This is a genomic window from Nonomuraea sp. PA05 (assembly GCF_008086045.1).
GTDB classification, from domain to species: Bacteria; Actinomycetota; Actinomycetes; order Streptosporangiales; family Streptosporangiaceae; genus Nonomuraea; species Nonomuraea monospora.
In genome coordinates this window covers 227,756-253,511 of sequence record NZ_VSEY01000005.1, presented here as the reverse complement: position 1 = coordinate 253,511, position 25,756 = coordinate 227,756, and the positions used below count along the sequence as shown (strand labels likewise).

The window sequence follows — 25,756 nt, the reverse complement described above, 5'->3', positions numbered from 1 at the left end:
ACCAGGGTCTTCGCCATAGTTTGCCGGTATGACAACGACTCTTGAAGGACCTGTGCAGACCCCGGCGAGCGTGGTCTCGCCGCAGTACCGCGCGCTCAGCGTCGGCTTGATCGCGCTGGTGACGTTGCAGGCGTTCGAGGCGATGGCGGTGGCCACCGCGATGCCCGTGGTGGCCCGCGAGCTCGACGGCATGCACCTGTACAACCTGGCCTTCAGCGCCACCCTGGCGGCCAGCGTGATCGCGACGGTGCTGGGCGGCAGGTGGAGCGACGTGCGGGGGCCGCTCCAGCCGATCATGGCCGGTGTGGTGACGTTCCTGGCGGGGCTGCTGCTGGCCGGGCTGGCGCCGACCATGGAGGTGTTCGTGGCGGGCCGGTTCGTGCAGGGGCTGGGCACCGGGGCCACCCAGGTGGCGTTGTACGTGCTGGTCGCCAGGGCGTACCCACCGGCGATGCATCCGCGCGTGTTCGCCGCCTTCTCGGCCGCCTGGGTGGTGCCGTCGATGATCGGCCCGGCCATCGCCGGCTTCATCGCGGAGAACTCCGACTGGCGATGGATCTTCCTGGGCGTCACGGTGATCGTCATCCCGTCGGCGCTGCTGCTCTGGCGCGGAACCGTCGGCAGGTCCGTCCACGAGGGCGCCGCCGAGCCCGCCCCCGGCCTCGGCCGCAAGCTCCTCTACGCCACGCTGACCGCCGTCGCCGCCGCCCTCATCCAGTACGGCAGCGCGCTGAAGCTGGCCGGACTGCCCCTGCTCGCCGCCGGCATCGTCCTGCTGGCCGTGTCGCTGCCCAAGCTGCTGCTGCCCGGCTCCATGAGGGCCGCCCGCGGCCTGCCGACCGGTCCGCTGCTGCGCGGCCTGGCCTTCGGCTCGTACACGGCGGCCGAGGTGCTCATCCCGCTCATGCTCAAGTACGAGCTCGGCTTGAGCGTCACCGCCGCCGGCATCGTCCTCACCGTCGGCGCCCTCGGCTGGTCCACCGGCTCCTGGATCAAGGGCCGCGGCATGATCGGCAACATGGCGGCCCTGCGCGGCGGCGCGGTGCTGATCGCGGCCGGCATCTCGCTGGTGACGCTCGTCCTGATCGACCCGGTGCCGCTCGTGCTCGCGCACCTCGGCATGGCGGCCGTGGGGCTCGGCATCGGCGTCCTGCACCCCACCGTGTCGGTGCTGGTGCTGGAGATGTCGAAGGAGGGCGAGGAGGGCAACAACACCGCGGCCGTGGGCGTGGGCGAGTCGGTGTTCACCGTGGTGGCCGTCGCGGTCAGCGGCGCCCTGTTCACCGCCGCCGCGCAGAACTACGCGGTCGGTCTGGCCTTCACCGTCGCGCTGGCGATTCTGGGCGCCGTGCTGGCCCCGCGTTTCGTGCACTCCCGGGCAGCGGGCACTATGGAAGGGACCGCGTCCTAAAGGGGGGTACATGCCGCGAGTGCGGGAGCTCGAGGTCTTCCGGCTGGTCCTGCCGTACGGCAGGAGGTCGGAGACCCTGCTCGTGAAGCTCACCGATCACGGGGGCATGACCGGGTGGGGCGAGGCGACCGCTCCGGAGGCCAAGACCTGGTCGAGGCTGGAGGAGTCGCTGGCGGCGCAGCTCGTCGGCGTCGACTGGGAGCACCCCGACACGGTGGCCCGCGGCGACTCCGCGGTGGACATGGCCTGCTGGGACCTGTGGACCAGGATGCGCGGGGTGCCGCTCGCCGAGGCGATCGGCGGCACCCGCACCTCGCTCATGGCCACCGTGCGGCTGGCGCCCGACCCGTCCGTGGAGAGCCTCGTGGCCCGGGTCAACCAGCAGGTCTGCGCCGGGTACGGGCACGTCACGCTGGACGTGCGGCCCGGCTGGGACGTCGAGCCCGTGCGCGCGGTGCGCCAGGCGTACCCCGCGCTGACCCTGGCCGTCGACTGCGGCAACGCCTACACCGACCTCGGCCAGCTCGTCGCCCTCGACTCCTACGGCCTGGAGGTCATCGAGCGGCCCTTCGCCACCTCCGACGTCTACGCCCACGCCTCGCTCCAGGACCAGGTGACCGCCTCGGTCGCGGTCGAGGCCGGCTCGTCCGCCGAGCTCGACGACTACCTGACGGTACGGGCGGCGCGGGTGCTGCTGCTGCGGCCGGCCGCGTTCCCGTCGCTGTCGGAGGTCAGGCGCGCGCACGACAAGGCCGCCGCGGCGGGCTGGGACATCCAGTGCACGGGCGGCCAGGGGGCGGGCCTGGCCAGGGCGGCCACGGTGGCGGTGGCCAGCCTGCCGGGCTGCACGCTGCCGTGCGACGTCACGCAGCCGCCCCGCCAGAACCAGATCGTCACCCCGATCGTGGACGCGAACGCCGGGGTCATCGCCGTTCCGCTGACCCAGTCGGGGCTCGGGCACGACATCGACGAGACGCGGGTGCGGCGCCTGTCCAAGGAGTCGTTCCGGGTCTGAGGTCAGAGTGTGAGCTGGTGGTGCCAGTTGATGCCGCCGAGGATGTCGGACAGGCGGTAGAAGTGCTGGCCCGCCCCCATGAGCGCGTGACGGACGCTCTGCGTGCCCCGGATCAGCCCGGGAGGCGTGGGGCGCTCGGTGACGATCACCGGGGCGAGAGCGGTGGCCAGGGCGGCGGTGGCCAGCAGTAGGTGGGCGCGGTGGCGCATGTCGGACCTTCCTGAGTGACGGGACTCCGCCCAGGAGACCACGAGCCGTCAGGGGCCCGCCGGGTACGCCACAGTGGCGAGGAGCGTTCTTTACGCTCCGGTGGGCCGGGGGCCGGGGCTCAGTGGGACTCCACGTCCAGGCGCGCCTCCAGCAGGCGGACGATCTCGGCGTGGCCGGTGCCCAGCGCGGTCTCCGAGCGCGGCCGTCCCGCGCCGTCACGCACCTCGGCCACGACCCGCACACCGCCTCCCTCCGCCTCCTCCCTCCGCACGCTGATCCGGGCGTCCTGGGGCGCGTGCCGTCCGGCCCGCGCGCGCACCTCGGCCTCGATGTCGAGCCCGGCGTGGCGCCGCGCGTGGTCGAGAGCCCGCGCGTCCGGGACGGCCCCGTGGTCGAGCAGCACTCTGACCATGGCCGCGGCGCCGCGCTCGGCGGCCCGGGAGAGCGCGGTGTTGCCGGCGCCGTCGCTCAGATCGGGGCCGGCGCCCCTGTCGAGCAGGGCGCGCGCGACGGCCAGGTGGTCGCCCGCCGCCGCCCAGTGCAAGGCCGTCATGGCGCTCCGGCCGGCGTCCTCCCGGGCGTCGGGGTCGGCGCCCGCGTCGAGCAGCGCGTTGACGGCGTCGAGGTGCCCCCAGCACGCGGCGGCGCACAGCGGCAGCCCCTCGTCGTCGCCGTCGCTCTCCAGGCAGGGGTCGGCGCCGGCGGCCAGCAGCATCCGGACGATGCCGGCGTTCCCCTGCACGGCGGCCTGGTAGAGCGCTCGCGGCGAGCCCGCCGCAGCGCCGGACGCCAGCAGCCGAGCGACCTCCGCGTTCTCGCCGAGCATCGCGGCCGTCACCAGGTCGTCATCACTCATGCGCCCAGTCTGCACCGGCTCTCCGCCCCAGCTCATATCGAGGTCCCACGAAATGTCGGGCTCTACTCGGCGCCGATGGCTCAGGACGACACTTCCGCGCAACCCCGTGCGACTCCAGGTCCTCCGGTGGCTGCGCGATCCGGAGGCGCACTTCCCGGTGGAGACCGGCATCGCCGACCTGCACGAGGTCGGCCGCGCTGGCGGCGGCTCGCCGGGGCGCTGTTGTGATCTACAACGTAAAGGACGGGGTCAGCCCTTGGCGGAGGACCCGCCACACCCTTCGGTGAGCCCCTTCGTGGGGTCGTCGCCCGTCTCCTTCGCGGGCTTCTTGCTCTTCTTCGGCGAAGGGGAGAGCGAGGACGACGGGATGGAGGAAGGGGAGGCGGAGGCGGCGACGGCCGCGCCCGTGCGGGAGGAGTCGCGCACGGCCTTGGCCGCGATCTCGCGGATCTTCTCCCAGTCGGGGTAGCCGGTGTTGATCAGCGGCGGCACGAACTGCACGCTCGTGACCTCGGCGTTCTTCACCTTCAGCGCCAGCGGCACCAGGTGCTGCAGCCACGTCTGGGGGATGTCGGTCCTGATCAGTTCCTTGGTGGCCAGCGCGATCCGGTTGAACCTGGTGAGCACCGTCGCCGGGTCGGCCTGGTTCAGGATGGCGCCGAGCACGCACCGCTGGCGGCGCATGCGGGTGTAGTCGTCGCTGTAGGTGCGCGAGCGGGCGTACCACATGGCGTCGGCGCCCTTGAGCTTGCGCGTGCCGGCCTTGACCAGGCCCTCGTTGTACTTGCCGAAGACGACGTCCTGCTCGACGGTGATGGTGACGCCGCCGATGGCGTCGATGAGGCGGGCGAAGCCCCACATGTTGACCAGGGCGTACCAGTCGACGTCGAGGCCGAGGGTGTAGCCGATCGTGTCCATGAGGACCTTGGGGCCCTGGTGCTGCTTGCCGCCGAAGATCTCGGGGTGGGCGTCGGCGTACTCCCAGACGCTGTTGAGGAGGTCGCTGGCGCCGCCGTTGGCGTCCTTGGGCAGGTCGAAGCCGTTGGGGAAGCGGCGGGCCATCGCGGTGCCCGGGCGGAAGCGCACGTCCTCGAGGTTGCGGGGGAGGCTGAACAGGACGGTGTTGCCGGTCTTCACGTCGATGCTGGCCAGGTTCATGCTGTCGGTGCGCACGCCGACGCGGTTGTCGTCGGCGTCGCCGCCGAGCAGCAGGATGTTGACGCGGTCGCGGCCGGACCAGGGGTCTTCCGGCTTGGGGTCGGGGGCGGGGCTCTCGCCTTCGTTCTCGGGGGCCTGGAAGATGGCGCCGAGCGCTTCGCGCGAGGTGTTGGCGAACTGGGCGGCGTAGCCGAACGGCACGATCACCACGACGGCGAGGAGTCCGGCGACGGTGCCGGTGAGTATCTGCCCTGACTGGGCGAGCCTGCCGGGCCGCAGCACCACGAACGAGTGCACGATGAGGGCGAACCAGGCCAGCCCGAGCACGATCGCGCCGACCATGATGGCGATGAGCGAGGAGTTCTGGGTGGCGGAGCCCGCCAGGGAGCCGATGTCGTTGGTGAGGGCCACCGCGAGCACGGCCAGCAGGAGCGCGGCGTAGACGGAGATGAGGGTGAGGCCGGTCCTGCGCCAACCGGCACGCAGATGGGCGGCCCCGGGTGCGAGTGCCGCGAGCACCAGCCACCCGAGGACCGCTCCGGCGCTCAGTGGTTCCTTAGCCTGCCGCACGCCTTCCCCGTTTCCCCGCGAACTCCACCATAGGCGCAAACTCGGAAACCTGCGGTGAACCGCCTGGGTGCGGTCGCCTCAGGCTTCCATAGAGGCGGCAGCCTATGCATCAGATACGAAATATGTCTTTATCGCTAGGTGAACATCAGTAACCGAATAAGATTCGGGGCATGGCCTTCACGGAGATCGAGTACGGGGTGATCGATCGCATCGCCACCGTCACATTGAAGCGTCCCGAGCGGCTCAACGCGTTCACCTTTACGATGCGCGGGGAGTTGATCGAGGCTTTCGATCTCGCCGACGCCGACGACGAGGTGCGCGCGGTGGTCGTCACAGGGGCGGGCCGGGCGTTCTGCGCCGGCGCCGACCTCGGTGGTGGGGGCGGCACGTTCGGGCATCGTGCCGGGGACGAGTGGGAGACGGTGGACGGCGCGCCGCGCGACGGCGGCGGCACGGTCGCGCTGCGCATCGCCCGATCGCTCAAGCCCGTCATCGGCGCGATCAACGGGCCGGCCGTCGGCGTCGGGGTCACCATGACGCTGCCCATGGACGTGCGGCTGGCGTCGGAGACGGCTCGCTTCGGGTTCGTGTTCGCCCGGCGGGGCATCGTCACCGAGGCGGCGTCGAGCTGGTTCCTGCCCAGGATCGTGGGCATCGCCCAGGCCATGGAGTGGGCGGCGACCGGCCGGGTCTTCCCCGCCTCCGAGGCGCTCGAAGGGCGGCTGGTCTCGCGGGTCCACCCGCCGGACGAGCTGCTGCCGGCGGCGTACGCGCTGGCCCGCGAGATCGCCGACAACACCTCGGGCGTCTCCGTGGCCGCCATCCGCAGGCTGATGTGGTCGGGCCTGTCGGCGTCCTCGCCCTGGGAGGCGCACGCGGCCGACTCGCGGCTCATGGCCGAGCTGGGCGGCGCGGCCGACTCGGTGGAGGGCGTGACGGCGTTCCTGGAGAAGCGGCAGGCCGGGTTCCCGATGAAAGTCAGCCAGGATCTGCCGCCCGGTGTGCCGTCGTGGCCCGACGATCCCTATCGTGTCTAGCATGTACGAGATCACCGTGCTGCCCATGCCCGACGACTTCGAGGGCCAGGTCGTGGCGACGCTGGTGAGCAGGAGGGCCGAGGCCGGGTCGCGCCGCGCCGTGCTCTACCTGCACGGGTTCACCGACTACTTCTTCCAGGACCACCTGGCCGACCACTACGTGCAGCGCGGCATCGACTTCTACGCGCTCGACCTGCGCAAGTACGGCCGCTCGCTGCTGCCGCACCAGACCAGGGGCCTGGTCAGGAGCGTCACCGACTACTTTCCCGAGATCGACGAGGCGGTGCGGCTCATCCGCCGCGACCACGACGAGGTGACGATCAACGCCCACTCCACGGGCGGCCTCATCGCGCCGCTGTGGGCCGACCGGGTCCGGGGCCGGGGCCTGGTGCAGGGGCTCGTGCTCAACAGCCCGTTCTTCGACCTCAACGTGCCCGCCCCGCTGCGGCTGGCGGCCGATCTGCTGAGGACGCCGCTGTCGTACACGCGGCGGGCGCTGCCGCTCGGCTCCAGCACCGTCTACGGGCAGACGCTGCACCGCAGCGAGGGCGGTGAGTGGGACTACGACCTGGAGCTCAAGCCGCTGGGCGGCTTCTCGGTGCACGCCATGTGGCTCGCCGCGATCCGGCGGGCGCAGCGGCGGCTGCACCAGGGCCTGGCGGTGGACGTGCCGGTGCTCGTGCTGGCCTCCTCCACCGGGCTGCGGGTACGCGACTTCGTGCCGGAGGCGCGTTCGGCCGACATCGTGCTCGACCCCGCGCACATCGCCCGCTGGTCCACCTCGCTCGGGCCGCACGTGACGTGCGTGCGGATCCCCGACGGCCTGCACGACCTGGTGCTGTCGGCCGAGCCCGCGCGCAAGCAGGTCTTCGCCGAGCTGGACCGCTGGATGAACGCCTTCGTCTACCAGGGGAACGAGAACAAGCCGTAGTAGGCCGCCGCCACCAGCAGCAGGCCGGTGCCGCCCAGGACGCCGCCGACCGTCACGTGCTGCCACCGGCTCGGCTGCAGGCCCTCGCGCAGCGCCGACACGTACGCCGCCACCGCTGTGACCTCCTGGATCAGCATCAGCACGGCCAGCAGCCGCACCACCAGCCAGCCCGCCAGCACGGCGGGCCAGGCGCCTGCCTGGTTGACCGAGAACATCACCAGCAGCGTGATGAACGCCACCACCGAGACGAGCAGGCCGAGCGCCGCCCACGCCATCCGGCTCAGCCGGCGCCTGATCGGCGGCCACAGCCTGGCGTTCGTCTCGGCGGGGGTGTGGTTGCGGTGACGCAGGCGGACCAGGACGGCGGCGACCGGGCCCGCCACGTAGCCGACGGCGGCCAGGCAGATCGTCAGGCCGAGCATCGTGCCGCCCGCGTACCAGGGGGCGGCGGGCACGTCGCTGGCCTCGAACCGCTGGACGGGGGTGGCGCCCGCCATGTGCACGGCGGGCCGGGCCGTGCCGGGCAGGCCCTTGATCCAGTTGGCGAGGGTCTCCAGGTATCCCTTGGTGAAGGGGCCGCCCTTGACACGCATGGCGTGGTCGCCGTTGCCCATGAAGCGGATCGTGTAGTCGTCGTTGCCCGCCTTGTGCATGGCGGTAATGAGGGCCTTGGTGGACTCCACGAAGGGGATCGACGGGTCCGTGGTGCCGTAGAACGCCAGAACCGGCTGCTTGACCTGGCTTAACGCGGGCATCGCGTCGTAGCGCAGGAAGTCGAAGCCGACCCCGCCCATCGCCCTGGTCAGCAGGTCGCGGGCGCCGATGGGGGCGCGCAGCCGCAGGAGCTGCTCGTTCAGCGCCCAGGCGACCTGGCGCAGCGGGGAGACGTTCGGCGAGGACACCAGCACCATGAACCCGACCGCCGAGCTCTTGGCCGCCGCGATCGGCGCCACCCAGCCGCCCTCCGAGACGGCCCAGATGCCGACGCGCGCCGGGTCCACCTCCGGACGCGTGCGCAGGTACTCCACCATGCGCAGCGCGTCGTCGGCGAGCAGCCCGAAGTCGCGGTCGCGGAAGTTGTAGCCGACCGTGCGCTTGTCGAACGCGATCGTCGCCACGCCCGCCTTCGCCAGGAACTCCGCCTGCGGCGTGAACTCGGTGCGCGAGCCGTTGCCCGAGCCCGACACGAACACCATCGCCGGATGCCGACCAGGGGTGACCGGCAGCCGGAGCGTGCCCTCCAGCCGCTGCGCCTCCGCCGGGATCGAGATCTCCTCGCTCCGGACGGGATCAGCCGCCACCACAGGCCTCAGCTCGCCGCCAGGCTGCGCCGGGATCGACTGGAAGGCTGGATCGGCCTTGAGCGGCGGTGGATCGAACGCGGGTGGCAGTACGTATCCGACCGAAGCGAGAGCCACCAGCACCAGACCGGCGGCGACGCTCAAGGTGCCACGGCCAGTGCGCATTGGCCTCCCCATGTGCGTTGGTTTGCCCGCTGATCTTCCAGCCTACTCCCGGCGTGTGGGACTGGAGGTACCTCATTTGTCGGTGAGACCTGTTAGCTTCCTGCGACATGCGGATCCTGCACACCTCCGACTGGCACCTCGGCCGCTCCTTCCATCGGGAGAGCCTGCTCGCGGCGCAGGCGGCGTTCGTCGACCACCTGGTGGAGACGGTGCGGGCCGAGCGGGTCGACGTGGTGGCGGTGGCCGGCGACGTCTACGACCGCGCCCTGCCGCCGGTCGACGCGGTCGCCCTGCTCGACGAGGCGCTCGGGCGGCTGCGCGGGGCCGGGGCGCGGGTGGTGCTGATCAGCGGCAACCACGACTCGGCGCTGCGGCTGCGGTTCGGCTCGGAGCTGTTCGAGGCGGCGGGGGTGCACGTGCGCACCTGGCCCGACCGGTCGTGGGAGCCGGTGCTGATCGACGGCGTCGCCTTCTACGGCATCCCCTACCTGGAGCCTGAGCTGGTGCGGGCCGCGTGGGAGCTGCCCGACCGCAGCCACACGGCCGCCATCTCGTGCGCCATGACCCGCATCAGGGCCGACGCCGTACGGCACCGGGCGTCGGTGGTGCTGTCCCACTGCTTCGTGACGGGCGGGCAGGCCAGCGACAGCGAACGCGACATCAGCGTCGGCGGGGTCGCGCACGTGCCGCTGCGAGCCTTCGACGGGGTCGACTACGTGGCGCTCGGCCACCTGCACGGGCGGCAGCGCATGTCGGAGACCGTGCGCTACTCGGGCTCGCCGCTGGCCTACTCCTTCTCCGAGGTGGGCCACCTCAAGGGGTCGTGGCTGGTCACGCTGGGGGAGGGGGCGGAGTTCGTCCCCGCCCCCGTGCCCCGCCCGGTCGGCCGGCTGCGCGGCGAGCTGGAAGACCTGCTGACCCTGCCCGCCTACACGGCCTACGAGGATCACTGGCTGCAGGTCGTCCTCACCGACGCCGTCCGCCCGAAATCCGCCATGGACCGGCTGCGCGCCCGCTTCCCCCACACCCTCGCCCTCTCCTTCGACCCGGCCGGCGGCGCCCCCGCCGCCCAGCCCGTACGCCTGAGCGGGCGGCCCGAGGCGGAGGTCGCGCTCGACTTCGTTCGGGAGGTACGCGGCGAGCCTGCCGCACCCGAGGAGGAAGACCTGCTAAGACAGGCCATCGAGGCGTCCAGGGTGAAGGAGACGATGGCGTAGATGCGGCCGCACAGGCTCACGCTCACGGCGTTCGGGTCCTTCCCCGGCACCGAGACGGTCGACTTCGACGCCCTCTCGGCGGCCGGGCTCTTCCTCGTCCACGGGCCCACGGGGGCGGGCAAGACCACCATCCTCGACGCCCTGTGCTTCGCCCTCTACGGGCAGGTGCCGGGGCAGCGCAACAGTGCCCGCAGCCTGCGCTGCGACCACGCCCCGCCGACCGTGGGGCCGTCGGTCACGCTGGAGGTGACCGTCCGGGGGCGTTTACTGCGCGTCCAGCGCTCCCCGGCCTGGCTGCGCCCCAAGCTGCGCGGGTCAGGGGTCACCGAGGAGAAGTCCAAGGTCGTGCTGTCGGAGTGGCAGGGGGGCGACTGGCAAGGGCTGACCACGCGGCTCGACGAGGCCGGTGATCTGGTGGGCGGGCTGCTCGGGATGAACGCCGACCAGTTCTGCCAGGTGGCCATGCTGCCCCAAGGGGATTTCGCGCGGTTTCTGCGGGCCGACGGGGATGAGCGGTCGAAGCTGCTTGAGCGGTTGTTCAGCGTGAAGGTGTTCACGGCTGCTGAGTCTTGGCTGGCGGAGAATCGGAAGCTTGCCTGGCGGGAGGCGCAGGAGCTGCGGCAGGAGGTGGATTTCGCGGTCAAGCGGGTTGAGGAAGTGGCCGGCGACGACCTCCCTGCCCTCCTGACCACCACCCCACCAACCGCACTGCCTGCCACCTCGGCCGCCGTGCCCCCCACCGCGCCATCCGCCTCGCCCGCCGGGTCCGCCGCCGCGCTACCCACCGGCTCGGCCGCTGCGCCGCCCGCTGCGCCGCCCGCCGTGCCGCCCGCCGCGTCGCCGGTTGCCGCGTCCCCTGCCGGCTCGCCTGGCGTCGTGGCCGCTGCTGGGGAACCGGAGGCCCTCTTCGACGTGCCTGCTGCGGCCCAGCCGAGCCCGTCCGGTGACTCCCAAGACGGGGGCGGCGTGGACGATGAGGTGCCGACGCCGGACACCGACCCCCTGCGTTGGGCGGGCGCCCTGCTCGACGCCGCACGTGCCGTCGTACAGCGAGCCGACGAAGAGCACGCGATGGCAGGCGAGAAGCTGCGGGCGGCGCGGACGCGCTTCGAGCGGGCCGCCGCGCTGGCCGACCGCCAGCGCCGCCACGCCGAGGCGCTCACCCTGCGCCGCACCCTTGACGAGCGCGCGGACGAACGGGCCGACCTGCAAGCGATCCTCGACGACGCCGCCAGAGCGGACCGCGTGGTACCGCTCGTCACGGCCGCCCGCCAGCGCTCCGAGGCGGCCACCAAGGCCCGCACCCTGGCCGCCGACGCCCTCGCCCGCGCCCGCCCCCTCCTCCCCGCCACCCGCCCCTCGCCCGACCAAGACCCCGCCGGGCCGTCCACGACCGGGCCGTCCACGACCGGGCCGTCCACGACCGGGCCGTCCGCGACCGGGCCGTCCGGGATCGGGCCGTCCGGGATCGGGCCGTCCGGGATCGGGCCGTCCGGGATCGGGCCGTCCGGGATCGGGCCGTCCGGGATCGGGCCGTCCGCGACCGGAAAGTCGCCGACCGGAAAGTCCGGGGCCGGGGCGTTCGCGGGGGAGCCGTCCGTGGCCGAGCTGGCCGCCCTGGAACGGCGCAGGCAGGACGAGATCGCCCGCCTGTCCGAACTCCTCACGGAGGAGGCCAGGCTGTCGGTCGTACGGCGCGACCTGCTGCGGGTGGAGCAGGAACTGGCCGATCTGGTACGCGCCGACGAGACCATGGCCGCCAGGTTGGCCGCGCTCCCCGGGCTCATCGAACAGGCAGAGGCGAGGCTCGCCGAGGCGCGGGTGGACGCCGCCAGGATCCCGGCCGCGCGAGCCGTCCGCGACGCCGCCACCCACCTGATCGAGATCGACGGCGAGCTGACCAGGCTGGCTGTGGAGCTGGACGCGCTGGCGCAGCGCGAGGCCGAGGTGGCCGCCGCCGACGCCGAGCTGCCCGCACGGCTCGCGGACGCCGGCGCGGCTCTGGCCGAGGTGCGCGCGCAGGCGGCGGCCATCCCCGCCGCGACCGCGAGCCTCGACGCCGCCAGGGCCGCCCTGGACGCCGCCCACCGGCGGGAGGCGCTGGCCGCCGAGCTGGAGGCGGCCGTCGCCGCGCACCAGGTGCTGGTGGACCAGGCGCAGGCGTTGCGCGAACGCTGGCTCGACCTGCGGCAGGCCCGCATCGACGGCATGGCGGCCGAGCTGGCGCGCGACCTGTCCGACGGGCGGCCGTGCGCGGTCTGCGGCTCCGAGCACCACCCGCATCCGGCCGCTCCCGCCGAGAGCGCTCCGTCCGCCGATGACGAGAGCGAGGCCGAGGGCGCGCATGAGGCGGCGCTGGCCGAGCGTGAGGCCGCCGAGCGGGCGCTGGCGTCGCTGGAGTCGCGGCACGCCGACGCGGTGGAGGCCACCGGCGGGCTTGACGTGGTGGCGGCGGGGGAGCGGGTGGAGGCGGCCGAGCAGGAGGTGTTCCGGCTGGAGGGGGTGGCGGATCGGGAGCCTGGGCTGGTGGCCGCGGTCGAGCGGGTTGAGGGCGAGCGTGAACGGGTTCGCGACCAGGTCAGGGAGATCGCCGAGGCTCTGGCCGCCCATCGTGCGCACCAGCGGCAGCTTGAGTCCGAACGTACGCGCGTCCGGCGGCAGCTCGCGGAGTCGGGCACGCTGGGAGCGGCGACCGGCTCCGAGCGGGACGGGACGCTGGGAGCGGCGACCGGCGCTGAGCGGGACGGTGCGCCTGGGGCGGCGACCGGCGCTGAGCGGGATGGCGCGCTGGGAGTAGCGACCGGCGCCGATCGGGACGGTGCGCTGGGAGTGGCGGCCGGTGCAGGGCAGGCGGGCACGCCCGAAGCGGTGACCGGTGGCGAAGGGGATGCCGATCGCCGGTCCTGCGAGGTGGACGGGCAGCGGGTGCTGGCCGTCGCCGAGCGCGAGCTGCGACGCCTGGAGTCGTCCGCGGGCAGGGAACGAGCACTGTCCGGCGAGGCGGCGGCCCTGCAACGGGAACGCCAGGAGCTGGAGGAACGAAGCCGGAGAGTGACCGCGCGGCTGGCCGCGGGACGTACCAGGCATGAGGAGCTGAGCGGCGACGCGGGCCGCCTGACGGCGCGGCTGGACGCGGCGCGCGGCGGCGACGCCACCCTGACCGCCCGCCTGTCGAGGCTGAACGACGAGGCGGAGCTGCTGCGGGAGGCGCTGGAGGCCACGCAGGCGGCGGTCGCGGCCCGCGAGGAGCTGGAGCGGGCGAAGCGGGCGGCCGAGGAGGCGGCGGACGAGGCCGGGTTCGGCGACGTGCGGGAGGCGGAGGCGGCGTTCAGGAGCGTGGCCGAGCGGGAGAGCAAGGCCGAGCTGCTGCGCAGACTGGACGACGAGCACGCCGCCGTGACGGGCGTGCTGGCCGACCCCGAGCTGATCGCGGCGGCGGCCGAGCCTGCGCCGGACCTGGCGGGGATCGGGGCCGAGCGGGATGGGCTGGAGCAGGCGTACACGAGGCTGGCCAGCGCGCGCGACCGGGCGCGGGCGCGGGCGCGGCGGCTGGAGGAGCTGTACGGCGAGCTGTCGGCGCGGATCGAGGGCTGGCTGCCCGCCGCGGAGCGGCACCGGCTGGCCGAGCGCATCGCGGCGCTGGCCAGCGGCACCTCGGGCGACAACCAGTGGAGCATGAGCCTGTCGTCGTTCGTGCTGGGGGAGCGGCTGCGGCAGGTGGTGGCGGCGGCCAACGAACGGCTCGACCACATGTCGGGCGGCCGGTACCTGCTGCGGCACGACCTGCGCAAGACGGCGGGTTCGCGGGCCAGGGCGGGCGGCGGGCTCGGGCTGCGGGTGGCCGACGGGTGGACGGGCGTGGACCGCGATCCGGCCACGCTGTCCGGCGGGGAGAGCTTCATCACCTCGCTGGCGCTGGCGCTGGGGCTGGCCGACGTCGTCACGGCGGAGGCGGGCGGCGCGGAGCTGGGCACGCTGTTCGTGGACGAGGGGTTCGGCACGCTCGACGAGGACACGCTCGACGGCGTGCTCGACATCCTCGACGGGCTGCGCGACGGCGGCCGGGCCGTGGGCATCGTGAGCCACGTGGCGGAGCTGCGGTCGAGGATCACGGCGCAGCTCAAGGTGACCAAGACCCGTACAGGCTCCACACTCAGAGCCGTGGGAGTCTGACAACAACAACCCCCGAGGAGCCATCGATGCGCGTCGTCGTCACCGGAGCCCACGGCAAGGTCGGCAGGGCGGCCGTCAGCGCCCTGGTCGCGGCGGGTCACGAGGTGACCGCCACCGACCTGACGCGACCGGTCTGGGAGCGGCACGAGCCGGACGAGCCGCGTTACGTGCAGGCCGACCTGACGGACGCGGGGCAGGCGTTCGCCGTCGTCCGTGAGGCGGAGGCCGTGGTGCACGCGGCGGCCATCCCCGATCCGACGGCGAACGCGCCACAGGTGGTGTTCCAGAACAACCTGATGGCGACGTTCAACATGATCGAGGCGGCGGTGCGGTTCGGCGTCGGGCGGTTCGTGAACATCTCCAGCGAGACGGTGCCCGGGTTCTTCTTCGCCGAGCGGCCGTTCCTGCCCGACTACGCGCCCGTGGACGAGGAGCACCCGATCCGGCCGCAGGACCCGTACGCGCTGGCCAAGCACTTCGGCGAGCAGCTCATGGACGCGGCGGTGCGCCGCTCGGACATCCGGTGCATCTCGCTGCGGCCGAGCTGGGTGCAGCACGAAGGCAACTACGAGCGCAATCTCGGCCCGCAGGTGCGCGACAGCTCCGTGATGGGCGCGGGGTTGTGGAGCTACATCGACGTGTACGACCTGGCGGACGCGATCGTGCTGGCCGTCGAGTCGGATCTGCCGGGGCACGAGGTGTTCTACATCGCCTCGCCGGACAACGCGGGCGGGCACGACTTCGCCGCCGAGCTGCGCCGGCACTTCGGCGACCGGATCGAGCTGCGGCCGCTGGCCCGTCCGGACGCCTCGGGGATCTCCTGTGCCAAGGCGCATCGGCTGCTGGGCTGGGCGCCTAAGCGGTCGTGGCGCGACTATCTGGACGAGGACGGCCGGAGCCGCGCCGCTCAGGGGTGACGGCGCGACGCGGCCGGTCAGGGGCGGTGGCGCGATGCGGCCGGTCAGGGGCGGTGGCGCGATGCGGCCGGTCAGGGGCGGTGGCGCAGCGCGGCCGGTCAGGGGTGGTAGCGCAGCCAGACGAGGCCGTCGGGCAGGCTCTGCGCGGTGATGAGGGTGAGGGGCGCGGCGGCGGGGCGGTCGCCGTACCAGAAGCGGGTGGCGTGCTCGCCGGCCAGGAACGGGTGGACGAGCAGGCTGACCTCGTCCACCAGCCCGGCGGCCAGCAGCGCGCCGATGAGCCTGCCGCCGCTGTCGACCCGGACGACGCCGACCCCGTCGTCACGGACGAGGAGATGCAGCGCGTCGGCGAGGTCCACCTGGTCGGCGCCCGTGACCAGCTCGCGCACCGGCCGGTCGGACGGGCGCGCGGGGGTGCCGCGGCAGTGCAGGGCGACGACGTCGCACCAGTGGCCGGACGCGCGCAGCGCCTCCCACTGGCTGACCCGGCCGCGTCCGTCCACGACGGCCAGCAGCGGGCCGTCCGGGGCCGGGCCCGGGTGGTCGGCGGCGGCCAGCGACTGCTCCTGGGCGAGGATGGTGTCGGCCCCGGCGAGGGTGAGGTCTTCCTTCCAGGTCTGGGCGAGCTGGTAGAACCTGGTGACGTCAGGCTGGAATCCCGTGGTAGCCCCGTCAACGGACACAGCGACGTGGGCCACCACGTAGGGACGTTGCGTACCTGAAGGCATGGCCTCACGGTACGTGGCGCGGCGGCCCGTGCCGAGCGGCTCGTGTCAGTGGGGGCGGCGCGTCCGCTCGGGGCGGGGCGGGGCGGGCAGCGCGAGCACGACGGGCAGCGCGAGCACGACGGGCAGCGCGGCGGGGCGGGCAGCGCGAGCACGACGGGCAGTGCGGCGGGGCGGGTGGCCGGGCGGCGCGGGGTGCGTCAGTCGAGGGAGGCGATCAGGCCGGGCAGCTTGGCGGGGTCGTGGAAGAGCGTCGCGCCCAGGCCGGACAGGCGGGAGGCCGGGGTGAGGCCGCCGGCGAAGGCAAGGCAGCGCATGCCCGCGCGCATCGCGGCCGTCACGCCGAACGGGCTGTCCTCCACGACCACGCAACGCCCGGGCTCGGCCCCCATGGTGGCGGCGGCGTGCAGGAACAGGTCGGGCTCCGGCTTGCCCTTGGCGACGTCCTCGGCGCTGAACACGCGCCCGTCGAACAGGTGCGACAGCCCGGTCAGCTCCAGGCTGCGGCGGATGGTGCGGTGGCGGCCGTTGGAGGCGACGCAGAAGGGGATGGACAACTGCTCCAGCGCCGTCTCGATGCCCTGCACGGTGCACAGCTCGGCGGCGACGGCGGCGGCGTAGTCGGCGTTGACCTGCTCGCGCCAGCCGGGCGGGGTCTGGCCGATCTGCTCGGCCCAGTACTCGTTCGTGCAGCCCACGAAGCGTTCGGCGTACTCGGTCTCGTCGATGTCCCAGCCGAGCCGCCGCAGCGCGGCGGTGCCGACGCGTACGGAGATGGGCTCGCTGTCGACCAGCACCCCGTCACAGTCGAAGATCACCAGATCGACGGCCACTTTTGCGCTCCTCCTGCAAGGTGATACGTGACATTGCGCAGGTGATAGCGTCTGTGTATCGCTTCACAAGACGCTCGTCCGCATAGTGAGACAAACATCATGACGACTTCCCCCCAGGCCGCGGCGCCCAGCCGGTCGCGGGTCGCGGCGGCCAGCCTCATCGGCACCGCGATCGAATTCTATGATTTCTACATTTACGGCACCGCCGCGGCCCTGGTCCTGAACACCGCGTTCTTCCCCAAGATGGACTCCGTGGCGGGCACGCTCGCGTCCTTCTCGACGTTCGCCGTGGCGTTCCTGTCGCGGCCGCTCGGCTCGGCCGTGTTCGGGCACTGGGGAGACCGGGTCGGCCGCAAGTCCATGCTGGTCGTCTCGCTGCTGGTGATGGGGCTGTCGACCGTCCTGATCGGCCTGCTGCCCGGCTATGCCTCGATCGGCGTGCTCGCGCCCGTCCTGCTGGTGCTGCTGCGCTTCACGCAGGGCATCGGCCTCGGCGGCGAGTGGGGCGGCGCGGCGCTGCTGGCCACCGAGCACGCCCCGCCGGGCAAGCGCGGCCTGTACGCGATGTTCCCGCAGCTCGGCCCGTCGGCGGGGTTCATCGTGGCCAACGGGCTGTTCCTGATCCTCGGCGCGACGCTGAGCGACGGGCAGTTCGAGAGCTGGGGCTGGCGGCTGCCGTTCGTGGCGAGCCTGCTGCTGGTGGTCGTCGGCCTGTACGTGCGGCTGAAGATCTCCGAGACCCCCGTCTTCCAGCAGGCCATGGACCAGCGCCGGATCGCCAAGGTGCCGTTCGCCGGCCTCATGCGGCACCAGTGGCGGCGCGTCCTGCTCGGCGCCGGCGCCATGACCATCGCCTACACGCTCTTCTACACCGCCACCACCTACTGCCTGGCCTACGGCACCGACACCCTGGAGATCCCGCGCACCACGATGCTCGCGCTGACCATGGTCGGCGTCGTGTTCATGGCGGCCGGGACCGTCGCCTCGGCCCTGGTGTCCGACCGGCTGGGCCGCCGCCGCACGCTCATCTGGGGCACGGTCGCGGCGATCGTGTGGGGGCTGGTGATGTTCCCGCTGATGGAGACGCGCTCGATCGTGCTGGTCGGGCTGGCGCTGGCCGGGGCGCTCGCGCTCATGGGCCTGATCTTCGGGCCGATGGGGGCGTACCTGCCGGAGCTGTTCAGGACCGAGTACCGCTACAGCGGCGCGTCCGTCGCCTACAGTCTCGGCGGCGTGCTCGGCGGCGCCGTGCCGCCGCTCGTGGCCACCGGCATGCAGGCCGGCGGGCTGGGTGTGATGGCGATCGGCGTGTACGTCTCCGCGATGGCGGTGCTGAGCCTGCTGTGCATCCTCGCCCTGCCGGAGACCGGCGACCGCGAGCTCTGAAATATTCGCCGGAAAGTGTCACGAACGGCGGCGCTGTCCCGTCCATGGGGTGAAGAACCCGAAAGGAGACGGGGCAATGAGGAAGCAGATCCTGATCGTCGGTGGCGGATATGTCGGCATGTACGTGGCCATGGGGCTACGTAAGCTCGTCCGTTCAGGCGAGGTGGCCGTCACCGTGGTGGACCCGCGCGGCTACATGACCTACATGCCGTTCCTCGCCGAGGCGGTCGGCGGCTCGATCGAGCCGCGCCACGTGGCCGCCCCGCTCGGGCAGGTGCTCAAGGGCATGCGAGTGCTGACCGGGCGCGTCACCCGGGTCGACCACGAGGCACGCAGCGCCGAGTTCCAGCCGGTCCAGGGCCCTGCCAGGACCATCGCCTACGACATCCTCGTCATGGCGGCCGGCTCGATCACCCGCGCGCTGCCCATCCCCGGCCTGGCCGAGCACGCGGTCGGCTTCAAGAGCATCGGCGAGGCCGTGCACCTGCGCAACCGGGTGCTCGCCCAGCTCGCCGCCGCCGCCTCGACCGACGACGAGCAGATCCGGCGCAGGGCGCTGACGTTCGTGGTCGTCGGTGGCGGGTTCTCGGGCGTGGAGGCGCTGGCCGAGATGCAGGGACTGGCCGACGAGGCCGTCCGCTACCACGACGGCATCGAGCCCGCCGACCTGAGCTGGACCCTCGTCGAGGCCAACGACCACATCCTGCCCGAACTGCACGCCGACCTCGGCCTCTGGACCGTGGACGCGCTGCGCAAGCGCGCCGTGGACGTGCGGCTCGGCACCCGCCTCACCTCGCTGGCCGGCGGGGTGGCGGTGCTCTCGGACGGGACCGAGATCGACGCCGGCACCCTCGTGTGGGCGGCGGGCGGCCGGCCCAGCCCCCTCGCCGCCGCCAGCGGCCTGCCCGTGGACCGCACCGGACGCGTCCTCGCCACCGAGTACCTGACGATCCAGGGCGTCGAGGACGCGTTCACCGCTGGCGACGGCGCCGCCGTGCCCGACCTGACCCGGCCAGGCGAGTACACCGCGCCCAACGCCCAGCACGCGGTGCGGCAGGGCAAACTGCTCGGGCGGAACCTGGTCGCGTACGTGCGGGGGCGGCGGCTCAAGCCGTACCGGCACGCCTACCTCGGCTCGGTCGCCGGGCTCGGCCACCACCAGGGGGTCGCGCAGGTGTACCGGATCAAGCTCACCGGGGTGCTGGGGTGGCTCGCGCACCGGGCCTACCACCTGGGGTGGGTGCCGACCGCCCGGCACAAGGCCGCGGTGCTGGCCGACTGGCTGCTGGCGGGGGTGTTCCGGCGGGAGACGGTGCGGCTGGAGGCCATCGAGCACGCGGACGAGGACTTCCGGCAGGCGGTGGCCGAAGGACAGGCGGCCGCGACCATCCACCGGGCCGACGCGACCATCCGTCCGGCTGAGGTCGACGCGACCGTCCGTCCGGCTGAGGCCGTTGAGCGGCCCGGAGCGGACGCTCGTCAGGCCCCGGCCGCGTGAGGATCACGCGCGACCGGCGACCATCGCTCACTCATAACCAGGGAACATCAGCGACAACTCCCGCGGGTAGGCCGCGATCAGACGCAACTCGTCGTCCGTGAGCGGCCTGCCCGTCATCGCGTTGCAGAGCTGCACCAGCCGGAACGAAGCCTCCTCATCGGCCACCTCCGCCCCCAGCCCCTCCATCACGTGCCGGAACCCGGCCTTGCCGCCGTACTCGCCGGTCAGCACCACCCGCCCCGGCCGCGCGTGCCAGTCCTCAGGGAACGGGCCCAGCGTCGCCTCGTCGTACAACTCGTAGTTGCCGTGGTCCTTCAACGCGCCGTCGGCGTGGATCCCCGACTCGTGCGCGAACGCGTTGCGCCCCACCCCGACCTGGTTGTACGGCAGCGGCTGCCCCAGCGCGTAACTCGCCCACAGCCCGAACCGGCGGGCCCACTCCAGGTTCAGCGCGTCCCCGATCTGCGCGGACTCCAGCCCGAACCCGTGCCGGAAGGCCAGGATCGTGGACAGCAGATCGGCGTTGCCCGAACGCTCGCCGACGCCGTTCACGCAGGTGTTGATCCACGCGTCCTGCCCGGCGTCGAGGTCGCCGAGCGCGCCCGACACCGAGTTGGCCACGGCCATGCCGAGGTCGTTGTGGCAGTGGGTCTCGACCGGCATGGCGGTGGCGGCGGCCAGCTTGGCGAAGCGCTCGCGGATCCGGTCGGGGGTGTCGCCGCCGATGGTGTCGCAGTACCGTACGCGGTCGGCGCCCGCCTGCTTGGCCGCCAGCGCGAACTCCAGCAGGAACCCGTCATCCGTACGTGAGCCGTCCTCGGCGTTCACCCCGACGGTCTGCGCCCCCGCGCCCTTGGCCACCCGGACCGCCGCCGTCATCTCCCTGATGATCGCGTCCCTGTCCAGCCGGCCGCGGAACTTGTTCTGGATCATGTAGTCGGACGTGGAGATGGACAGGTTGTAGTGCTTCAACCCCAGTGGCGCCGCCTTCTCCACGTCCTGCGGCACCCCACGGCACCACCCGGACAGCCTCAGCTCCCCGAACGCCCCGGCCTCCGCCAGCGCCACCTGCGCCCGGACGTACGGGACCTCGTGGAAGAGGAACGGGAAGCCGATCTCGGACTGCGCCACCCCGAGTCTGGCCAGATAGAAGTTGACCATGGTCTTGCCGAACTTCGACAGGCCCGTGCGCGCGGTCTGCACGCCGTCCCGGTTGGTGACGTCGAGGAAGTGAACTTTTGGCATGTCCTCACGTTGACACGCTCGTTCAACGTGGATCAATATTGATTTTCGTCAACTATGGAAGGGCTGTGCGGCGGTGGAGTGGATCGACGCGGCCACGGCTGCGGAACGGCTGGGCGTCAAGCCCGCCACGCTGTACGCGTACGTGAGCCGGGGGGTGTTGCGGCGGCGGCACGGTGAGGACGGGCGGCGCAGCCTCTTCTCGGCCGAGGAGATCGAACGCCTCGCCCGCCGAGGCCGGCCCCGTAGCCAGCCTCCGGAACTGGTCATCGAGTCGGCCGTCACGGCGCTCGGGGTGGATCGGCCCTATTACCGGGGGGTCGATGTGCTGGCGCTGGCGGAAACTGCCTCGTTCGAGACGGTCGCGGAGTGGCTGTGGACCGGGGATCCGGCCGTCTGGCACGCGAGCGGCGACCGGGGCGCGGCGACGTCCGCAGGGCGCGGTGGCGACCCGGACGCGCACTCGCGCGCGGATCGGGCCACGACGACACCCGCAGGCCACACCACTGAGCCGAGCACGGCCACACGCCGGGAACGGGGCGGCGAGCCGTGGCGCTGCGACCCCGACGAGGGCCTGCGCGCCGCCATCACCGCCCAGCGCGGCCTACCGGACGACCTCCTCCCCCTGGACCGCCTCCAGGTCATCACCACAGTCCTGGGCGCCTCCGACACCCTCCGCTTCCAACTCGACCCGGCCTCGGTCACCGCCACCGCCCGCCGCCTGATCGCCGGCCTGGTGGACGCGCTGCCCCCGCTGACCGACCCCCAGGGCGACTCGATCGCCGAACGCCTGTGGTCCCGCCTGTGCCCGCACCCGCCCACCCCGGCCCTGCTCAGCGCCCTGGAAGCCGCCCTGGTGCTGCTCGCCGACCACGAGTTGGCCGCCTCGACTCTGGCCGCCAGGGTGGCCGCCTCGGCCAAGGCCGATCCGTACGCGGTGGTCCTCACCGGCCTCGGCGTCCTGGGCGGCCCCCTGCACGGCGGAGCGTCGTACGGCGCGGAACGCCTGCTCGCCGAGATCGCCGAGCCTCGCCACGCCGCCCGCGCCGTCGCCGAACGGGTGCGGCGCGGCGAACGCATCCCCGGCTTCGGCCACAGCGTCTACAAGAACGGCGACGGGCGCGGCGCCGTCCTGCACGACCTGGTCAAGCGGGCCGCACCGGGGCACGGGGGGATCGCCGCCGGTGAGGCCGTGCTGGCGGAGATGCGGCGCCGCCGGCTGCCCGACCGCAACATCGACTTCGCCCTGGCCACCCTCTCCGCCGTCAGCGGCATGGTGCCGGGCGCCGGGGAGGCGATCTTCGCGGTGGCGCGGGTGGCGGGGTGGCTGGCGCACGCCATGGAGGAGTACGAACGCGGCGCCCTCCTCCGCCTCCGTGCCTCCTACACCGGCCCGCCGATCAAGTAAGACCGCCTCCGCCTCTCCTCGCAATGACACGCTCACGTCTCGGCGCGCTCGTAGGGATGCGGACGTGCCGAGACGCAGGCGCGCCCGCATCTCAGGCGCGTAGGCGCGAGCGTGCCCGAGACGCCAGCTCGCCCGAGACGCGAGCGTGCCCGAGATGCGAGCCCGCCCGAGACGCGAGCGTGCCCAGCATGCAGGCGTGCTCAGGATGCGGATGTGCTTGAGATGCGGGCGTGCCCAGGATGCGGGCGTGCCCGAGATGCGGGTGGGCCCGAGATGTGGGCGTGCCCGAGACGCGTCCTGCTCGCCCGCTCACACGACCGCAGGCGCCCCCCGATCCACGTACGCCGCCAACGCCCGCACCCTCTCAGCATGCTGATCATGCCCCACGATCACCGGCGGATCGTTGTACGGCATCGCGTCCGACGACCGCCGCAGCTTGATGTACTGCCCGCAGGCGTCGATCGCGTACGGCTCCATGTCGTCCTGCAACGCCCCGATCACCGTGATCCCGTACGTCTCCCCGATCCTCCTGAACAGCGCCACCGCCTCCCGCCGATGCTCCTTGCCCAGGTTGCGCCCCAGCTCGTCGAGCACGAGGCACAGGTGCCCGCCGCCGGACGACGCGATGGCCGCCGCGCACACCAGCTTGACGGCCTTCTCGTCCATGAGCGCCGTGTTCGCTCGCCGGTTGTACGGCACGAACCCCTGCCCCTCGCCGCGCCGCCACTTCGGCGTCACCCGCCACTGCCACCGCTGCTCCGGGTCGGCGGGAGCCGGCGGCACGGGGAACTCGAGGGTCGCGCCGTAACCGCCGTAGGAGGTGTCGAGCTTGTCGAACTCCTCTGCCACCCGCGTCAGCCGCGCCTTGATGGCCGCCGTCAGCGCCGCCCGGTGCACGGCCGTGGACTGGGCCGCCTCCTCCGCACCCCTGGCCGCCGCCGACAGGTCCCGCTGGCGGGAGACGATCTGCGCCTCGATCTGCCGCCGCTGGTGCCGCTCGTACTCCTCCTGCCCCCGCAGGTACGACGCCAGCGACCCGCACACCGCCGAGAACGTGGCCTGCTCCCGTGCCGTGCTGCCCTCCCGCTCGCTCAGCAGGAACCGCAGCTCCTCCGGCACCTCCGACTCGTCCTCCGACGGGAACGTGTCGCGCAACGCCTGGTCGAGATGGCGTTCGGCGACCCGCCACCACTCCTCGGCCGCCCTGGGCCGCTCCTCCTCGGGCAGCGCCTCCAGCCATTCGCGGGCGGTCTCCACCGTGCCGCCCCAGTCGGCGGCCAAGGCGTCGAGCCTGAGCGCCTCCCGCTCCGTCCCGACCTTCGCCTCCTGCTCGCGGGCCTGCGCCCGCTCGGACTCGTGCCGGTGCCGGCGGCCCTCCAGCCGTTCGATCTCCATGTCCCTGGTACGCGCGCGGAAGTCCAGCGCCCCCGCTTGCCGCTCGGCCTCGGCGACCTTCGGCGTCAGCTCCTCGATGGCGGCGTTCAGCTCGCTCAGCCTGGCCCGCCGCTCGCCGAGCTTCGCCTCCACCTCGGCCAGCCGCACCCCGGCCCTGGCCCCCTCCAGCCGCCGCTGCGCCTGCGCGACCGCCTCTTCTCCGTCGTGTACGGCTTGCGCCGCGCTCTCCTGAACGTCCTTGGCCCGGTTGAGGCGCTGCTCGGCGGCCTTGATCCGGGCCTCCCGGCCGGTCGCCACCCCGTCGAACGCTCCCACGACGCTCACCCCGGCCGCGCTGACCAGCACGGACCCGGGCAGCTCCGCCAGGGCGGCGGCGGCCTCGTCCAGGTGGGCGGCATCCACGATCACGGCATGCTCGTTCGGCCACCCGCGCAGCTCACCCAACGCCAGCCCGCCACCCTGCTGCCACACACCGCCGGACCCCGCGCCGGACCCCGCGCCGGACCCCGCGCCGGACCCCGTGCCGGACCCCGCCTCGGACGCCGCCTCGGACGCCACGCCGGACGCGACCTCGGGCACGGTGCCGGACCCCTTGCCGTAGCGCGCCTTGAGCGCCGCGCCCAGCGCCTCCCCATCAGCAGCGCCCGCGCCTGCGCCCGCACCGGCAGCCGCGCCAGTGGCCGCACCGGCGTCAGCGCCTGCACCGGCAGCCGCGCCAGTGCCCGCATCGGCGTCAGCGCCCGCACCGGCAACAGCGCCCGCGCCCCCAGCGCCCGCCCCGGCGCCAACGCTCGTCCTGGACAGCCCGCCCAGCCGGCCCCCCGGGAACGTGTGGGCGGCGTCGCGGGCCTGCTCGGCCACGTCCAAAGCATCCAGCAGCCCGGTCGCCCCGATCCCCGCCGCCGCCAGCGCGTTGAGCTGGGCCGCCGCCGGCCCGCCCTCGGCGTCGTCCAAGGCGGCCTGCGCAGAGGCCACCTCCTGGTCGGCCACGCCCAGCGCCTTGAGCGCCGAGTTGAGCCGCAGCCGCACCTCACCCAGCTCCCGCTCGGCCGTGGGCACGTCCCGCCCGTCGGCGAATCGCCGGGACTCCTCCAGCGCGGGGATCAGCCCGCGCAGCTCGTCGGCGGAGTTCTCGGCGACGGCGCGGTCGGCGTCGAGCTTGGCGGCGCGCGCCTGCATGGCCGAGAGGTCCTTGCGGGCCTGGGAGACCTGCCGGTCGAGAGTGTCCTCGCGCAGGGTGGCGATCTCGGCCTTGACCATGGCGATCGCCTCGGCCGCCGCCTCGCCCGACGCGCGGTGGCGTTCGAGGTCGGCGGCCAGCGCGTCGTCCTTGCTCGCGGCGTCCGCCAGCTTGCGCGCCTGCCGCCCGCGCCAGCAGCGCAGCGCGTCGGCCAGCCGGACGCGCGCCTGGTCCCGCCTATCGAACGTGGTCAGCAGAGCCTTCGACTCCGCCTCGAACTCGGCCAGCCGGTCCGCCGCCTGCGCCGCCCGCACCCGTTTGGCGTGTTCGTCGCGGCGGGCCTCGCGTTCCTGCTCCAGCTCGGCGTCCAGGCCGGTGAGCGCGGCGATGGCCTCGAAGACGCGCTCGGGGGAGATCTCGTTGAGCGGCTGGGAGAGCAGGTTGGTGGCGACCTTGCTGCGTACGGAGGTGGACAGGAACGACACGCACCTGACCTTGTCGCCGTAGAGGACCTTGGTCAGGTCGCGGGCCACGACGTCGCGGCGCCCGGCCGACCTGGGCAGGGACGCCCAGATCTCGTCGGCTCGCGCCACCCGCTCGGCCTCGGACGGGGACGCCGCCAGGTGCACGCCCTCCCGCCAGCGGATCTCCAGGTGCGGCGCCTCCTGGTTGACCTTCAGCCAGACGGTGAGCGCGCCACCCGAGGTGTCGGGCACGTCGAACAACTCCTCGCCGTCCGTCACCGGGGCTTCATCCGAGGTGACGGGGGCCGGTTCGAAGCCGTTCATGCCGGGCGGCCCGAACACCCCCACGATGTACCCGTGATCGGCGCTGGCCCACTGCCGGGCCCCCGCCCCGCTCGCCAGCTCGGCGTTGAACAGCAGCTCAGAGACCGCCTTGGCCCCCGAGGCGAAGCGCCACTGCTCGTCACCGAGCAGCGCGGTGATGGAGGCGATGAACGACGACTTGCCCGCCCCGTTGGAGTCCTTGGGACCCGCGCCTGCCACGACGATGAGCGTGCCGGGGACGGTGGGCACCGGATGGGTCGAGAGCCGTGAGATGTTGACCGCCTGCATGGCGATCAGCACCCGGTCTCCGACGACGTTCTCCACCTGCGACACCTGAACC

Annotated in this window: 18 protein-coding genes; 10 read left to right on the top strand and 8 right to left on the bottom strand. The window is 73.1% G+C overall.

Annotated elements, in window-relative coordinates; genetic code table 11:
- Positions 1 to 28 precede the first annotated feature (28 nt).
- Positions 29 to 1,411, top strand: coding sequence for an MFS transporter (locus FXF51_RS10260; RefSeq protein WP_262379397.1), 1,383 nt, complete (start codon positions 29 to 31; stop codon positions 1,409 to 1,411).
- Positions 1,412 to 1,421: 10 nt separating this feature from the next.
- Complete coding sequence (locus tag FXF51_RS10255; protein ID WP_187414291.1) at positions 1,422 to 2,426, top strand: enolase C-terminal domain-like protein; 1,005 nt, start codon at positions 1,422 to 1,424, stop codon at positions 2,424 to 2,426.
- Positions 2,427 to 2,428: 2 nt separating this feature from the next.
- Here the strand turns inward: FXF51_RS10255 and FXF51_RS10250 are convergent, their stop codons facing one another.
- The 3 genes from FXF51_RS10250 to FXF51_RS10240 all read right to left on the bottom strand — a co-directional run bounded on the left by FXF51_RS10250 (position 2,429) and on the right by FXF51_RS10240 (position 5,220).
- The gene (locus FXF51_RS10250; protein ID WP_148434031.1) at positions 2,429 to 2,635 is read right to left on the bottom strand and encodes a hypothetical protein; all 207 of its coding nucleotides are present in this window, start codon (positions 2,633 to 2,635) and stop codon (positions 2,429 to 2,431) included.
- 119 nt (positions 2,636 to 2,754) lie between these two features.
- A complete protein-coding gene (locus FXF51_RS10245; RefSeq protein ID WP_187414290.1) occupies positions 2,755 to 3,492 on the bottom strand; it encodes an ankyrin repeat domain-containing protein in 738 nt (245 codons plus the stop codon).
- A gap of 249 nt (positions 3,493 to 3,741) precedes the next feature.
- Positions 3,742 to 5,220 (bottom strand): LCP family protein, encoded by a 1,479-nt coding sequence (locus FXF51_RS10240; RefSeq protein WP_262379396.1) that lies wholly within the window; start codon positions 5,218 to 5,220, stop codon positions 3,742 to 3,744.
- A 170-nt stretch (positions 5,221 to 5,390) separates the two neighbouring features.
- On the opposite strand from FXF51_RS10240, the gene FXF51_RS10235 reads away from it, so the two are divergent.
- Positions 5,391 to 6,257 (top strand): crotonase/enoyl-CoA hydratase family protein, encoded by an 867-nt coding sequence (locus FXF51_RS10235; RefSeq protein ID WP_148434029.1) that lies wholly within the window; start codon positions 5,391 to 5,393, stop codon positions 6,255 to 6,257.
- A gap of 1 nt (position 6,258) precedes the next feature.
- A complete protein-coding gene (locus FXF51_RS10230; RefSeq protein WP_148434028.1) occupies positions 6,259 to 7,188 on the top strand; it encodes an alpha/beta hydrolase in 930 nt (309 codons plus the stop codon).
- Here FXF51_RS10230 and FXF51_RS10225 read toward each other — a convergent pair.
- Positions 7,161 to 8,654 carry an alpha/beta hydrolase family protein gene (locus tag FXF51_RS10225; RefSeq protein ID WP_148434027.1) on the bottom strand — a complete coding sequence of 498 codons (1,494 nt, stop codon included), beginning with the start codon at positions 8,652 to 8,654 and terminating at the stop codon, positions 7,161 to 7,163. The two genes, FXF51_RS10230 and FXF51_RS10225, sit on opposite strands and share 28 nt — an antisense overlap.
- 107 nt (positions 8,655 to 8,761) lie before the next feature.
- Here FXF51_RS10225 and FXF51_RS10220 point away from each other — a divergent pair, with 107 nt between their 5' ends.
- Genes FXF51_RS10220 through FXF51_RS10210 form a run of 3 tightly spaced genes read left to right on the top strand, consistent with a single transcriptional unit; the run spans position 8,762 to position 14,961 of the window.
- Positions 8,762 to 9,871 carry an exonuclease SbcCD subunit D gene (locus FXF51_RS10220; RefSeq protein WP_148434026.1) on the top strand — a complete coding sequence of 370 codons (1,110 nt, stop codon included), beginning with the start codon at positions 8,762 to 8,764 and terminating at the stop codon, positions 9,869 to 9,871.
- Positions 9,872 to 14,044 carry an AAA family ATPase gene (locus FXF51_RS10215; protein ID WP_148434025.1) on the top strand — a complete coding sequence of 1,391 codons (4,173 nt, stop codon included), beginning with the start codon at positions 9,872 to 9,874 and terminating at the stop codon, positions 14,042 to 14,044. It abuts the gene before it with no gap.
- 26 nt (positions 14,045 to 14,070) lie between these two features.
- The gene (locus FXF51_RS10210) at positions 14,071 to 14,961 is read left to right on the top strand and encodes an NAD-dependent epimerase/dehydratase family protein (protein ID WP_148434024.1); all 891 of its coding nucleotides are present in this window, start codon (positions 14,071 to 14,073) and stop codon (positions 14,959 to 14,961) included.
- Between the two features lie 98 nt (positions 14,962 to 15,059).
- Here FXF51_RS10210 and FXF51_RS10205 read toward each other — a convergent pair whose 3' ends face one another.
- Positions 15,060 to 15,689, bottom strand: a complete 630-nt coding sequence (locus tag FXF51_RS10205; RefSeq protein ID WP_148434023.1) for a dihydrofolate reductase family protein — start codon at positions 15,687 to 15,689, stop codon at positions 15,060 to 15,062.
- 197 nt (positions 15,690 to 15,886) lie between these two features.
- Positions 15,887 to 16,519 (bottom strand): HAD family hydrolase, encoded by a 633-nt coding sequence (locus tag FXF51_RS10200; RefSeq protein ID WP_187414289.1) that lies wholly within the window; start codon positions 16,517 to 16,519, stop codon positions 15,887 to 15,889.
- Between the two features lie 99 nt (positions 16,520 to 16,618).
- Between FXF51_RS10200 and FXF51_RS10195 the strand changes: the two genes are divergently transcribed.
- Both FXF51_RS10195 and FXF51_RS10190 read left to right on the top strand, forming a co-directional pair.
- Positions 16,619 to 17,905, top strand: a complete 1,287-nt coding sequence (locus tag FXF51_RS10195; RefSeq protein WP_148434022.1) for an MFS transporter — start codon at positions 16,619 to 16,621, stop codon at positions 17,903 to 17,905.
- Between the two features lie 76 nt (positions 17,906 to 17,981).
- A complete protein-coding gene (locus FXF51_RS10190; RefSeq protein WP_148434021.1) occupies positions 17,982 to 19,403 on the top strand; it encodes an NAD(P)/FAD-dependent oxidoreductase in 1,422 nt (473 codons plus the stop codon).
- Positions 19,404 to 19,430: 27 nt separating this feature from the next.
- Here the strand turns inward: FXF51_RS10190 and FXF51_RS10185 are convergent, their stop codons facing one another.
- Complete coding sequence (locus tag FXF51_RS10185) at positions 19,431 to 20,648, bottom strand: LeuA family protein (RefSeq protein WP_148434020.1); 1,218 nt, start codon at positions 20,646 to 20,648, stop codon at positions 19,431 to 19,433.
- Positions 20,649 to 20,721: 73 nt separating this feature from the next.
- On the opposite strand from FXF51_RS10185, the gene FXF51_RS10180 reads away from it, so the two are divergent.
- On the top strand, positions 20,722 to 22,053 hold the full coding sequence (locus tag FXF51_RS10180; RefSeq protein ID WP_148434019.1) for a citrate synthase: 1,332 nt from the start codon (positions 20,722 to 20,724) through the stop codon (positions 22,051 to 22,053).
- A 309-nt stretch (positions 22,054 to 22,362) separates the two neighbouring features.
- Here FXF51_RS10180 and FXF51_RS10175 read toward each other — a convergent pair whose 3' ends face one another.
- On the bottom strand, positions 22,363 to 25,749 hold the full coding sequence (locus FXF51_RS10175) for a chromosome partitioning protein ParA (protein WP_411268352.1): 3,387 nt from the start codon (positions 25,747 to 25,749) through the stop codon (positions 22,363 to 22,365).
- Between the last annotated feature and the right edge of the window lie 7 nt (positions 25,750 to 25,756).

Coding starts and splice junctions, on each gene's coding strand:
- FXF51_RS10255 (WP_187414291.1), top strand. CDS start 1,422: ATGCCGCGAGTGCGGGAGCTCGAGGTCTTCCGGCTGGTCCTGCCGTAC.
- FXF51_RS10260 (WP_262379397.1), top strand. CDS start 29: ATGACAACGACTCTTGAAGGACCTGTGCAGACCCCGGCGAGCGTGGTC.
- FXF51_RS10220 (WP_148434026.1), top strand. CDS start 8,762: ATGCGGATCCTGCACACCTCCGACTGGCACCTCGGCCGCTCCTTCCAT.
- FXF51_RS10210 (WP_148434024.1), top strand. CDS start 14,071: ATGCGCGTCGTCGTCACCGGAGCCCACGGCAAGGTCGGCAGGGCGGCC.
- FXF51_RS10225 (WP_148434027.1), bottom strand. CDS start 8,654: ATGCGCACTGGCCGTGGCACCTTGAGCGTCGCCGCCGGTCTGGTGCTG.
- FXF51_RS10230 (WP_148434028.1), top strand. CDS start 6,259: ATGTACGAGATCACCGTGCTGCCCATGCCCGACGACTTCGAGGGCCAG.
- FXF51_RS10185 (WP_148434020.1), bottom strand. CDS start 20,648: ATGCCAAAAGTTCACTTCCTCGACGTCACCAACCGGGACGGCGTGCAG.
- FXF51_RS10205 (WP_148434023.1), bottom strand. CDS start 15,689: ATGCCTTCAGGTACGCAACGTCCCTACGTGGTGGCCCACGTCGCTGTG.
- FXF51_RS10245 (WP_187414290.1), bottom strand. CDS start 3,492: ATGAGTGATGACGACCTGGTGACGGCCGCGATGCTCGGCGAGAACGCG.
- FXF51_RS10235 (WP_148434029.1), top strand. CDS start 5,391: ATGGCCTTCACGGAGATCGAGTACGGGGTGATCGATCGCATCGCCACC.
- FXF51_RS10190 (WP_148434021.1), top strand. CDS start 17,982: ATGAGGAAGCAGATCCTGATCGTCGGTGGCGGATATGTCGGCATGTAC.
- FXF51_RS10250 (WP_148434031.1), bottom strand. CDS start 2,635: ATGCGCCACCGCGCCCACCTACTGCTGGCCACCGCCGCCCTGGCCACC.
- FXF51_RS10215 (WP_148434025.1), top strand. CDS start 9,872: ATGCGGCCGCACAGGCTCACGCTCACGGCGTTCGGGTCCTTCCCCGGC.
- FXF51_RS10195 (WP_148434022.1), top strand. CDS start 16,619: ATGACGACTTCCCCCCAGGCCGCGGCGCCCAGCCGGTCGCGGGTCGCG.